The 13,096-nt window shown below is 44.7% G+C and carries 10 protein-coding genes; 8 read left to right on the top strand and 2 right to left on the bottom strand.

The window, feature by feature from the left end; genetic code table 11:
• Nucleotides 1-88: 88 nt before the first annotated feature.
• On the top strand, nt 89-1,081 hold the full coding sequence (locus BM049_RS02005; RefSeq protein WP_091528273.1) for a ribose-phosphate diphosphokinase: 993 nt from the start codon (nt 89-91) through the stop codon (nt 1,079-1,081).
• Between the two features lie 95 nt (nt 1,082-1,176).
• Nucleotides 1,177-1,620, top strand: coding sequence for a NusG domain II-containing protein (locus BM049_RS02000; protein WP_091528271.1), 444 nt, complete (start codon nt 1,177-1,179; stop codon nt 1,618-1,620).
• 80 nt (nt 1,621-1,700) lie between these two features.
• On the opposite strand, the gene BM049_RS01995 is transcribed toward BM049_RS02000, so the two are convergent.
• Nucleotides 1,701-2,690 carry an L-lactate dehydrogenase gene (locus tag BM049_RS01995; protein WP_425426029.1) on the bottom strand — a complete coding sequence of 330 codons (990 nt, stop codon included), beginning with the start codon at nt 2,688-2,690 and terminating at the stop codon, nt 1,701-1,703.
• A gap of 169 nt (nt 2,691-2,859) precedes the next feature.
• On the opposite strand from BM049_RS01995, the gene BM049_RS01990 reads away from it, so the two are divergent.
• The 3 genes from BM049_RS01990 (at nt 2,860) to aspD (BM049_RS01980) (ending at nt 8,350) form a co-directional block, all read left to right on the top strand.
• Complete coding sequence (locus BM049_RS01990; protein WP_091528268.1) at nt 2,860-4,815, top strand: S9 family peptidase; 1,956 nt, start codon at nt 2,860-2,862, stop codon at nt 4,813-4,815.
• Nucleotides 4,816-4,948: 133 nt separating this feature from the next.
• The gene (gene aspD / locus BM049_RS01985; protein WP_091528267.1) at nt 4,949-6,556 is read left to right on the top strand and encodes an aspartate 4-decarboxylase; all 1,608 of its coding nucleotides are present in this window, start codon (nt 4,949-4,951) and stop codon (nt 6,554-6,556) included.
• Nucleotides 6,557-6,763: 207 nt separating this feature from the next.
• The gene (gene aspD, locus BM049_RS01980; protein ID WP_091528265.1) at nt 6,764-8,350 is read left to right on the top strand and encodes an aspartate 4-decarboxylase; all 1,587 of its coding nucleotides are present in this window, start codon (nt 6,764-6,766) and stop codon (nt 8,348-8,350) included.
• 665 nt (nt 8,351-9,015) lie between these two features.
• Here aspD (BM049_RS01980) and glmS read toward each other — a convergent pair.
• Nucleotides 9,016-10,824, bottom strand: coding sequence for a glutamine--fructose-6-phosphate transaminase (isomerizing) (glmS, locus tag BM049_RS01975; RefSeq protein WP_091528264.1), 1,809 nt, complete (start codon nt 10,822-10,824; stop codon nt 9,016-9,018).
• 421 nt (nt 10,825-11,245) lie between these two features.
• Here glmS and BM049_RS01970 point away from each other — a divergent pair, with 421 nt between their 5' ends.
• From BM049_RS01970 to pth, 3 genes are all read left to right on the top strand, one after another.
• Nucleotides 11,246-11,782 (top strand): hypothetical protein, encoded by a 537-nt coding sequence (locus tag BM049_RS01970; protein WP_091528262.1) that lies wholly within the window; start codon nt 11,246-11,248, stop codon nt 11,780-11,782.
• A gap of 146 nt (nt 11,783-11,928) precedes the next feature.
• Complete coding sequence (locus BM049_RS01965; protein ID WP_091528261.1) at nt 11,929-12,330, top strand: zinc ribbon domain-containing protein; 402 nt, start codon at nt 11,929-11,931, stop codon at nt 12,328-12,330.
• A gap of 194 nt (nt 12,331-12,524) precedes the next feature.
• Nucleotides 12,525-13,085 carry an aminoacyl-tRNA hydrolase gene (gene pth / locus BM049_RS01960; RefSeq protein ID WP_091528259.1) on the top strand — a complete coding sequence of 187 codons (561 nt, stop codon included), beginning with the start codon at nt 12,525-12,527 and terminating at the stop codon, nt 13,083-13,085.
• The last annotated feature ends 11 nt before the right edge of the window (nt 13,086-13,096 follow it).

The following is a 13,096-nucleotide window of genomic DNA, read 5'->3' as shown; positions in this document are numbered from 1 at the left end:
TTACATTGAGTTCTGTAGTTGATTTATTGAACACTTAGGCATAAACTGATAATAGGTAAATAAAAGAATAAAATTGATGGAGGCCGACATGTCTGAACAATATTCTGATCCAAAATTAAAAATCTTTGCATTGAGTTCGAATAAGCCCCTTGCTGAGAAGATCGCACAAGATATCGGTGTGGAGCTGGGAGAAGTTTCTGTAACGAAATTTAGTGATGGAGAAATTCGCATCAACATTGATGAAAGTATTCGAGGAGACCACGTGTATGTAGTCCAGTCCACGTCAGCACCAACGAACGATAATCTTATGGAAGTCCTGATCATGATCGATGCGCTGAAACGTGCGAGTGCCAAAACGATCAATATCGTTATGCCATATTACGGCTATGCCAGACAGGACAGAAAAGCCCGTTCAAGAGAACCGATCACTGCTAAACTGGTCGCTAACATGATCACGATGGCTGGTGCCGACCGCATGCTCACTCTTGACTTGCATGCTTCACAGATTCAGGGATTCTTTGACATTCCTGTGGATCACCTGCTGGGGGCATCCTTGCTTGCTAACTGGTTCCTGGATAAAGGACTGGGTGGGGAGGATACCGTTGTGGTTTCACCCGATCACGGTGGTGTGACACGTGCCCGTAAACTGGCGGAATTTCTGAAGTCGCCGATCGCGATCATCGATAAACGACGTCCAAAAGCAAACGTCGCACAAGTGATGAATATTGTCGGTAATGTCGAAGGTAAAACAGCTGTCCTGATCGATGACTTGATCGATACAGCCGGGACGATCACTCTCGCTGCGGATGCCCTGATCGAAAAAGGGGCAAAAGAAGTTTATGCCTGCGGGACACATCCTGTTTTCTCAGGTCCTGCAATCGAACGCATAGAAGCCTCTCCGATCAAGAAAATGATCGTCACGGATTCGATCATGCTTCCGGAAGATAAAAAAATCGACAAAGTCGTTCAGGTCAGCGTGGGCGAACTGATGGGACATGCCATTAAACGTATCCACGAAAACCGTTCAGTGTCTCCATTGTTCGAAAAACAATTCAAAGGCTATCTCAAAGACGACGAATAAAACAGAAAGATGCCCCTGTTTGGACGCGTATCATACTTGCAAAGATGTATGTGTCCAGACTTTGGTATCTTTTCTTTACAGAGGAGTGTAGAAGGATGCTTGATAAACTGAAACATCATTTAAGAAATATGAAGCCGCTGGATGTCGTCATCATTGTCGTCCTTCTACTCGGTTCTTTTATTCCGCATGTGGTATATGGAATGCAGCTGAGTCAGGTGGATGAGAATGCACAAATCATCGCTACGGTGAAGATCTCCGGCGAAGAAGTGTATCGTGTGGAGTTGAGCGAAGATACTCCATATGAAAAGTTCACACTGGAACCGGATGAAGGGCAGTATAATATCATTGAAGTGGATGGGACGCGTATCCGTAACAAAGAAGATAACAGCCCTGACCAGCTGGGAGTCAGACGGGGATGGATCAGTCAGCCGGGCGAAACAGCGGTCGTCCTGCCGCATCAGCTGATTATTGAAATCCATGCCGAATCGCCCGATGGAGAAGAAATCCATCAGGAAGAGGATGTCATCATACCAATGTAAACATAAAAACCAGCAGGCTCCGGATTTATTTCCGGAGCCTGCTGGTTTTTATGTTTTATTGTTCTAAAAAGTCCGGAAACTTAATCGATGGTGAAACCGAGATCTGGATTGTTATCCAAGACTTCCTTCAAGTGGGTACGAATAGTATTGACAGAATGGTTCATTTTTTCTTTTTCCGAATCGTTCAGAGGAATCTCAACGATTTTTTTAAGGCCATTGCTGGTGATGATCGCAGGCGAACCGATATAGATATCGTTCTGACCATATTCACCTTCCAAATAAACTGATAGAGGAAAAACTGCATGTTCATTGTTCAGTATAGCGCGAGTGATTCGTGCCAGAGAAGCACCGATACCATAAAAGGTTGCACCTTTGCGCTGAATGATTTCATAAGCGGCATCCCGGACGGAAAAGAAGATTTCAACGAGGGCCTGCTCATCTGTGGTAGGGTTATTGTTTACCCATTCGTTGATATTCAAGCCAGCGACATTTGCATGTGACCATACTGGAAATTCTGTATCGCCGTGTTCGCCGATAATATAGCCATGAACATTACGTACATCAACATCTAGTAATTGTGCGATGGCGTGACGGAAGCGCGCACTGTCCAAGGATGTCCCCGTCCCGATGACTTTGTGAGAAGGCAGACCTGAGAGTTTGTAAACAGCATAGGTCAGGATATCTACAGGGTTTGTGGCAACGAGGAAAATGCCGTCGAAACCGCTTTTCATTACATTCTCGACCACTGTTTTAGTTATACGCAGATTTTTTTCGGTAAGATCCAGCCGTGTTTCGCCGGGTTTCTGAGAAGCGCCTGCTGTGTAAACCACTAAGTCGGCATCGTGGCAATCTTCATAATCAGCGACATAGATTTTTTTAGGGGCAGTAAAAGCCAGAGCGCTGTTTAAATCCATGACGTCTCCTTCAGCTTTTTCCTTGTTGATATCGATGATGCCAAGTTCCTGTCCAATATTCTGATTGATCAGTGCATAAGCATAACTCGAACCCACGGCTCCGTCACCGATCAGGATGATTTTCTGCTGTTTTTCACTTGCTTCCATATTTATCATTCCTTTCCATACTTCTTTGATAAGTATAACACAATTGAGGGGTTTTTCTATCTCTAAACCTTGGAGAAATGAACAGTAAAAGGGAATTGTTTATTGACGGAACCCTTTTTAAATGAGAAGATAATTATAGCTTTTTAACACAAAATTAATCATAATAGGAGATGTACATTTGAAACCGATAACAAGTGAAAGTTTATTTGATTTGAAAAATGTCTCTCAGCCACTCGCATATGGCGATCGGCTGTTTTATCTGGAAACCCGGACAGACAAAGAGAAGAACAGCTACCTGACTTCGGTCTGGAGCTTACACAAAAAGACCCGGGAACGCGTGGAATGGATCAGTGAAGAAATGAATCCATCTCAACTGGAAATCAGTCCGAACAAAAAATGGCTGAGTTTCATTTCAGCTGCTGAAGAGAAAAAACCACAAGTTTACATCATGCCCCTTGAAGGCGGGGGTGCGACGCCTTTGACTAAGGAAAAAGAAGGAGTCAGCACGTATGAATGGACAAGCAACGGCGCTTCGATCTTTTATCAGACGTTTTTGAAACCGGAAGAGGAAAACCGTAAAGAAGAAGCGGAATCCGAAAAGTTCAAACCTAAAACCATTACCAAACTTCAGTATAAAATGGATGGCCAGGGCATTACAGATGTCGAGAAAACCTACCAGGTGAAAAAACTGGATGTCGCGTCTAAAAAGGATGCTGTCATATTGGAAAAAGACCGGCCCTTTAAACTTCAGTACGTCTCTAAAGATGAAAGTTTTCTGCTTTACGTGGATAAACTCAACCCGGATGATGAATGGGTCTACGGCGCAAGTGTCTATGAATACGATATAGCCACAGAAGAATCACAGCTTGTGACAAAGGATATCCCAAAAGGGAGTTTTTCCTTTGAAGCTGTCAATGAGAGTGAAACGTTCTTCCTGTTCACAGGCAACGATTTTTCCCATGCTTTTGTCACCCTGAATAAAGTATTTGGATGGGACCGAAAGGAACGCACATTCGAGGAACTATCAGAAGAAGACAAACATGTCGGCGACGTCATCATCGGTGACTTCCAGCAGAAAACGAACGGCTTTCCACTGGTGTGGCTGACGGATGATACGTTTGTTTATCCGGTAACGGAAGAAGGTAAACTAAAGCTTTATAAAGGTGATACACAGGGAAACAGCGAGCAGGTTTTCGACAAAGCTGTCCACCTGACTGATGGGGCGCTGATAGAAGACGAGACCTTTGTCATCACGTATTCAGACCTGACTACACCCAGCGTTCTCGCCACATTGGATATAAACAGCGGTCAGCTGGAGATCATATACGATCCGAACAAATCCTTTTCAAGGGAACATGCCTATGCTGAAATCGAAGAGTTCTGGTATAAAGGGGCCGACGACTGGGATATTCAAGGGTGGTATGTGGCTCCGGCCGATAATAAGAAGGACCATCCGGCGATCCTGTATATACACGGGGGGCCACAAGTGTGTTATGGGGAAACTTTTTTCCACGAGATGCAACAGCTTGCGAGTGAAGGCTATGGGGTGATCATGTTGAATCCCCGGGGAGGAAATGGATATGGTCAGGCATTCGTCGCTTCGATTTTAGGCGACTATGGTAATAAGGATTATGAAGACTTGATGCTTGGGACGGATTATGTGCTGGACAAGCACCCAGAAATCGATAAAGAACGCGTCTTTGTGGCTGGGGGAAGTTACGGCGGCTTCATGACCAACTGGATCGTCGGTCATACAGACCGTTTCAAGTCGGCCGTGACGCAGCGCTGTATCTCCAACTGGATCAGTTTCTATGGCACAAGTGATGTAGGGGCCTTCTTTGTCGAATTCCAGCTTGAAAAAGAGATTCGGGATGCACAAGCTTTATGGGAGATGTCTCCGTTGGCTTATACACACTATGTGAAAACACCGCTACTGGTCATTCATGGGGAAGAAGATTTGCGCTGTCCTCAGGAACAGGGCGAACAGATGTATACAGCGATGAAGAAACAGGGTGTGGACACGAAAATGGTACTGTACCCTAAATCCAGTCATGGCTTATCTCGCGCCGGTCTGCCGCACCTTCGACTCCACCGTATGAATGAAATCACTTCATGGTTTAAAAAATACGAATAAAGAAGACTGAAGAGACTGGATTTTTCCAGTCTCATTTTAGTGGACCGTAACCAGGATCCTTCTGTCAGGACAATGGTAACAGGCTTTGCTATACTTGAACTAACAGAAGTCACAAGACCGATTCGATGGGGGAGTGAATACAGTGAAAGCAGATATTGAAAGCCTGAATCCTTTTGAACTGAATGTATATCTTGAAAAGCTTGTCGGTGATGGAGAAAATGAAACCCAAGAATGGCTGAATGCCGGGAGAGGCAATCCCAACTGGACAGCTGCCGTTCCCCGGGAAGCCTATTATATCCTGGGGGAATTTGCCACGACTGAAACGCTGGATCATGAAGATGATATTATCGGGAGTAAGATAAAAGAAAAAAAAGGAAGGGTCGACCGGTTCCAGAGCTTGCTGGAGCAGAAAAAATCCAAAGGGGCAGATTTTCTGAAAGATGTGTGGGCAAACGGTGAACACCTGCTTGGAATGAAAAAGGAAAAGTGGCTCACCTATATCCTGGATTATATGATGGGGGATAATTATCCCTATCCGGTCCGCGTGCTGACAGCCTGTGAACAGCCGATCCAGCACTATATGCATCATGAACTGTTCGGTGCCAGACCTGTGCCTTTTGACGTGTTTGCAGTAGAAGGCGGAACGGCAGGCATCGTTTACTTATTTGAGTCTCTAGTGAATAATCACTTGCTTGAACCCGAGGACAAAATCGCTTTGATGATCCCGACCTTTGCTCCGTATCTTGAGATCCCGGAACTGCCAGAATACGGCTTCGAAACAGAATATATCAAAGCTGAGCTGATGGAGATCGAAGGGCAGGCAAGCTATCAGTTCTCAAAAGAAGAGATCGACCGTTTGAGAAACACCGACATCAAAGCCGTTTTTGTGGTCAATCCGAGTAACCCGACGGCCAATGCGATATACGATGAAACGATAGAACAGTTAAAAGGCATTGTCAAAACAGATAATCCCGATTTAATGATCCTCTCTGATGACGTTTACGGGACTTTTCTGGATGAGTTCACTTCCTTATTTACGTCACTGCCTTTTAATACGGCCTGCATCTATTCCTATTCCAAGTACTTCGGTGCGACCGGGTGGCGTGTCGGTGCACTTGCTTTATCCGAAGACAATGTTTTCGACAAGCGTCTGAGAGAGCTCCCGGAAGGAAAGAAAGAAGAATTGGACAAGCGATATGGCCCCATTTCATCCAGCCCGCGGGATCTCTTGTTTATCGACCGTCTGGTTGCGGACAGTCGTTCAGTGGCCCTGAATCATGTAGCCGGTCTTTCCGCCCCTCAGCAGGTCATGATGGCGCTGTTCAGTTTATATTCTCTGCTTGATAAGGAAGACAGTTATAAAAAGAAGGTCATGGAAATGTGCTATGACAGACAGAAGCTGCTGTTTAAATCTCTGGATCTGCAGCTTCCCCTTAAAGCGCTTGACACGGCCTATTACAGTGAAATCGATTTTGCGCTGTGGTTAGAGGATAAATACGGCGATTCTTTTAAAGATTTTATTGTAAAACACCATACCATGACCGATCTGATCGCTAAACTCGTCCAGGAAGAACGGCTGATGCTCTTAAAAGCTGAAGCATTCGGGTCGAGTGCCTGGTCAGTCAGGGTCTCGCTGGCGAATCTCGAAACAGCGGCTTACAGTGAAGTCGGAAAACGTATTGTAAACATGATGGATCGGATGCACAAGGATTGGAAAAACAACAGAGGCGACGGGGAATAAGCTCAGTTTTCAGGAGGAGCGGGAAAGAAGACATTTCTATTTGAATCATCTTCTTTTTGTTTACAACTAAATGAGAATACGATAAGACTATGATAAGGACGGGTCGATGAACTAGGTTTTAAGGAGGGTGTTTGTTATACTCACTAACGATTACCATTTAAAATCAGCATATTAATGACACACACAAAATAAAATAGGAGTGGAACCTTGAAGCAAAACCTAGAAAGTCTGAGCCCGTTTGAATTGAACCTTTACCTCGAAAGCAGAATGACCCATCAGGAATCAAATAAAGAATGGCTGAATGCCGGAAGAGGCAATCCAAACTGGACAGCACCGATTCCAAGAGAAGCGTATTTTCTATTAGGTGAATTTGCCACAAAAGAAACGATGCGTAAAGAAAAGGAATCCATCGGGACGATGATCAAGGAAAAAACCGGCCAGACGGAACGGTTTGAAGCATTTGTAAACCAGAAAGAGTCTCCGGGAGCAGAACTTTTACAGGATATTTGGGAAAACGGATCCCATTTATTAGGCTTGCCTAGAGAACAATGGCTGACACAAATGCTGGACTACAGTATCGGGGACAACTACCCTTATCCAGAACGGGTACTGACCGCATGCGAACAGCCGATCAAGCAGTATCTGCACCATGAACTTTTTAAAGCAGAAACAGAACCTTTTGATATTTTTGCTGTTGAAGGCGGAACTGCCGGGATCGTTTACACCTTTAAATCGCTGGTGAACAATCACCTGCTGGAACGCCATGACAAAATCGCGTTAATGATCCCGACGTTTGCGCCTTACATGGAAATACCGGAACTTCCGGAATATGGTTTTGACGTGGAATATATCCGTTCGGAACTGATGGAGATCGATGGTCAGAGAAGTTATCAGTTTTCAGAAAGAGAACTGGATCGTCTGAGAAATAATGAAATCAAAGCTGTCTTTGTCGTCAACCCAAGTAACCCGACAGCAAATGCCATTTATGATGATTCGATCGACCAGTTGAAAGATATCGTTAAACGGGATAATCCTGATTTGATGATCCTTTCCGATGATGTTTACGGCACATTTTTAAAAGACTTCACGTCGCTGTTTACGGCGATCCCCTACAATACTGCCTGTATCTATTCGTATTCCAAGTACTTCGGTGCAACCGGATGGCGTGTGGGGACCATTGCCCTGGCGAAAGACAATATCTTTGATAAGCGGCTGCGCGAACTGCCTGAAGCTAAGAAGGAAGCTTTGGACGAGCGCTACGGCACGCTGACATCAGAGCCGCGTGACATTTCTTTCATCGACCGTCTGGTGGCCGACAGCCGCTCGGTCGCTTTAAATCATGCAGCTGGCTTGTCTGCCCCTCAGCAAGTCATGATGACGCTGTTCAGTCTTTATGCCCTGCTGGATAAAGAAGATGAATACAAGCAGGCAGTCATGGATATCTGTCAGACACGCGGCGAGCTTTTATATGAGTCGCTTGAGATGTCTATTCCTTACAAGAGTCTGAACACTGCGTATTACTGTGAGATCGACTTTGACTGGTGGCTGGAAAAACGCTACGGACGTGCCTTTAAATCTTTCGTTCAGGAAACGTGGACCATGACGGATATCGTGGCCAGACTGGCTGAAGAAGAACAGCTGATGCTCTTGAAAGCCGAAGCGTTCGGGTCGAGCAAGTGGACCGTACGTGTATCGCTGGCCAATCTGGAAACAAAAGCCTATAAAGAGATCGGTGTACGCGTATCCGCAATGATGGACCGCCTGCACAGTAACTGGAAAAACAGCCGAAAATAAAATATATGAAAAGCATGCGCAGTCTTTCTTGTGCATGCTTTTTGTATCAGGAAACAATAATGAGGGACATGCTCGCCTAAAAGCGAGTATATCCCTTTTTTTAGTGACAGGTCGCAAAAACCTTTTGTTTTCTAGTGCTGATAGTCAAAGAGTGAAAAAAACAATATTGAGTAGCCAGAAGGGGGTTTCTATTATTATGACTCAGATGATTTTAGGGTGGAGCCTGCTCTGATTCGGTCTTTTTCTACCAACCCACCTTGTAAAATCCAGTGAGCTGTTACTAATCTGCTCTGATATTAACCACTCAGTCAGTCGTGTATTTTCAGAAGACATAACAAAGCTCATTTGAGTACCACCGAAAATAATTAAGTGAACGACTGGTAAGAACAAGGGGCTTTTAGTGACTTCTCACAGCATGAGTCATTTCGAGTGGTCACTATAAGAGTGATATAAGGCAAACTCACAGATATAGGTGTGTCGGTGGAAAGAACATTTGATATATGTGCCAGCCGAAGGATTCTGCTGACCTGACAGGACAAAATCAGTGTAAAGAAATAATGGGAAGTCTGAAAATTAGTGTAATCGTCAGGCTGATTCCTGAGAAAAACTGTTGCGATATAAAAAGCTGCGTTTCACCGAAGTGAAACGCAGCTTTTACTCATAAATTATTCTACAGTAACGGACTTGGCCAGATTACGTGGTTTGTCGACGTCGTTTCCACGGTGCAGACTGCAGTAGTATGACAGCAGCTGTGTGGGAATGACGCTCACTAAAGCTGATAACAGAGGATTGACATGCGGGATAACGATCTGGTCACCGGGACGATTCAAGCCGTCCATAGAGATGACCATCGTATGGGCGCCACGGGCCTGTGTTTCCTGAAGGTTTCCGCGGGTGTGACCGGCGACGCCTTTTTCAGTCACAAGTGCGATCACTGGTGTACCTTCTTCGATCAACGCGATCGTTCCATGCTTCAATTCACCGGCAGCAAAACCTTCTGTCTGAATATATGAAATTTCTTTTAATTTCAAGGCAGCTTCCAAGGCAACGTGGTAATCCATACCGCGTCCGATATAGAAGGCATTGCGGGAAATGCTCAAGTATTCAGAAGCAAGTTCTTCGATTTTTTCTTTATCATCGACGATCGCTTGCATGGCATTAGCAACGATACCGATATCATGCAGCATGGTTCCTTTTTTGATAAGGCCTTTGCTCATGCCGACCACTTCACTTAAAATAGCTAACACAGCGATTTGTGCCGTGTAGGCTTTAGTGGAAGCTACCGCTATTTCAGGTCCTGCATTCAGAAGCAGCGTGAAATTGGATTCGCGGGATAAAGTTGAGCCGGCAACATTGGTTACGGTCAATGAAGGATGTCCCAGTGCATTTGTCTTGACCAGCACCTGACGGCTGTCTGCTGTTTCACCACTTTGAGAAATAAAGATGAAGAACGGTTTTTCAGACAGGAGCGGTGTGTGATAACCGAATTCACTGGATACATGGACTTCAGTCGGGATGTGGGTCATGGACTCGATAAGCTGTTTACCGACCAGACCGGCATGGTAACTTGTACCTGCCGCGATGATATAAATACGGTCAGACTCCAGCATGGTATCAACGATCTCCTGATCGACAGTCAACTTGCCGTTTTCATCCTGATATTTCAGTAAAAGCTTACGCATGACCGCTGGCTGTTCATCGATTTCTTTCAGCATGTAGTAAGGATACGTCCCTTTTTCCAGATCATCCGAATCGATTTCAGCAGTATAAGCCTCACGGTCGATGATATCACCGGAGAAATTTTCAATAACGAGAGATTCGCGGGTGACCGTCGCTACTTCTTTGTCCATCAATTCGACGAACTGATCGGTTTCTTTGATCATCGCCATGGCGTCGCTGCAGATGACATTGAAACTGTCGCCTTTACCAAGTAAAAGCGGACTTTTATTTTTTGCTGCATAAATGACATCGGGATTTTCGGTGTCCATTAAAGCAATGGCATAGGATCCCTCTAAGGCAACAATAGCTTTTTTAAAGGCATCGATGGGTGAAAGACCTTCTTCTTCAACGAACCAGGCAATCAGCTGAACGATGATTTCAGTATCAGTATCACTCTTCAGCTCGATATCCCCTAAGTAAGCATCTTTGACTTCCTGATAGTTTTCAATAACGCCGTTGTGAACAATAGTGAACCGTTCACTGAAAGACTGATGCGGGTGGGCGTTGCGCACGCTTGGGGCACCATGAGTCGCCCATCGCGTGTGACCGATACCGGCGGTTGCCTCGACTGACGCGTCCACTTTCTCCCGCAGCGCAGCGATTCTGCCTTTCTCTTTAAATAAATGCCCCTCCTGAGCCTTATTCTGCACGTAAATCCCCGCTGAGTCATAACCGCGGTATTCCAGTTTTTCAAGTCCATGTAATAATATATCTTTAGCATCTTTTTTTCCAATGTATCCTACAATTCCACACATTAATTTTTCCACCTTTCAGAGAGTCGGTTTGGTATCTATTGGTATAGACCAGACATCGTGGGTGTGCGATGGGTCTTTATGACAAGCATTACTATAATAAAGGTATTAAAGTGCAAAGTCAACAGAATAAAAACGCTGAATAATTCTGCAGTGGTATAGTCGGGATGTGCAAAGGATCAAGCGCCGGCTTACCTTTTTGAAAATGCACAGTGTCCTTATGATATAAGTGAAAGCTTAGATAGTCAAGCATTAAAAATCGATAAAGGCAGATTTATGTACAGCGTTACCAATATTGTCATGCCGGTCTTAAATGATTGTGCTCATTTTTATGATGTGGTATGATGATTTCGAATGAAAGAATGTTCATTTCATTACAAAAAATAATGGAGAGAACATAAGAACATAGGAGGAATGTTTCAAAATGGATTACAAAAAATTAGTGAGTTTATTAGCGGTTTCTTCGTTTGCTTTAGCGGGATGCGAGACTGAGGAAGCGGAAGATGTTGAGCAATCTGTTGAAGATGTAGCAGATGAAACAGAAGATGCAGTCGAAGAAGGAGCGGACGAAGCCGAACAGAGTGCCCATGACATTATTGACGATATCGGCAGCGACTTAGATTATACATCACCTATCGAACTGACTGTAAGCGGCGGTTCATGGTCTCAGGACGGTTACGTGTTTACTCCTGAAAATGGAGAAGCAACCGTGAGTGGGCTTGCCGAAGGGAATGAAGAGGTCGAAGAAATCTTTGCATTCGTCATTCAGGACGGCGAGGTCGTTGAGAAACCGGAAGTTACTGAAGGTGAGTTCACATTCACAGCAAGTGCCGCTGATACTGAACAACAGTATCAGATAGGTGTGGCTGATGAAGACCTTTGGGAAGTCGGCGACGAAGCGGATGCTGAAGAATTAGTAAGATTTGAAAATGTTATTATCCCAGCCAACGAGGCTGAGTGACCCATCAATTAACGGCCGGCTGATTCGTTTAAACGAATCAGCCGGCTTTTTTTGCTGTTCTTCATTGTTTCTTTAAATTTATCCTGTATACTGACTAGTGTAAACTGTAATGAATCCAATATGACATGTGAAAAAGGATGGATATAATGCAATGGATGAGTAAGCTGATGTTTTATATGAAAGGCCGTTATGGCTACGATGAGCTGTCAAAGGTGCTGATTCTTTTCGGGCTGGTGCTGAGCATATTCAGTAACTTCACTGGCGGAGGCATTCTGAACCTGCTGGCCTTAGCGTCGATCGCATATGGTGGGCTTCGCGTGTTATCCAGAGAAAAAGGGAACAGGCGCAGAGAGCTTCAGCAGTACATCAAATTGAAGCAGTCTGTTTTATCCAGTTACCGCAAATACAGGAACCGCTGGATCCAGAGGAAAGCATTTAAAATAACCAAATGTCCCAGCTGTAAACAGAAAATAAGGATCCCGCGCGGCAGAAAAAAGGTGCGCGTGACATGTCCTTCCTGTCAGAATAAATTCATCAGAAAAACCTGATCTTTATCAAGGTGGTTAGTGATTGAAGATATGCTATAATAGTAGAATAATAAAAAAGACTGGACGTAACCGTTCAGCTTTTTTGTATGTTCAGGATTATTTCAGGAATTTAGAATCATCAGAAAAACAGTCGGGAAACGGATCCGTTTCCCGTACCATTTTGCACGATCGAGTGTAACGATAAGGAGAGCATTATGAAATTAATTATTGGCCTGGGGAATCCCGGCGGGAAATATGCAAAAACCAAACACAATATCGGCTTTATCACCCTTGACGAAATTGCTTATCAGAAAGGTTGGGTGTTTAACCGGACCAACTTCGATTCAGTCTATGCTGAAGGCATGATCGGATCGGAAAAAGTCATTTTAGTCAAACCGCAGACGTATATGAATGATTCCGGACGCTCAGTCAGACAGTGGCTTGATTATTATGACCTTAATGAGGAAGATATGGTCGTGGTCTATGACGATATGGATCTGCCGGCCGGGAAAATACGCTTGAGACAAAAAGGCGGTGCCGGCGGTCACAACGGCATCAAGAGCATCATCGATCATATAGGGACAAAGAAATTCAACCGTCTGCGCATCGGTGTCGGGCGCCCGTTTGAAAATCAGTCGGTGGTTGCTCATGTTCTCAGTCCTTTTCATAAATCGGACCATGAAGCTATGCTGTTCTCGGTCAGGAAAGCGGCGGATGCAGCCATATACTGGGCTGAAGGGCAGACGTATATGGATACCATGACTCAGTTCAACTGAGCAGACAAAGG

This window comes from Alkalibacterium subtropicum (assembly GCF_900112455.1).
GTDB classification, from domain to species: Bacteria; Bacillota; Bacilli; order Lactobacillales; family Carnobacteriaceae_A; genus Alkalibacterium; species Alkalibacterium subtropicum.
The sequence above is the reverse complement of the archived record's forward strand: the minus strand, read 5'-3'. Positions and strand labels throughout refer to the sequence as shown.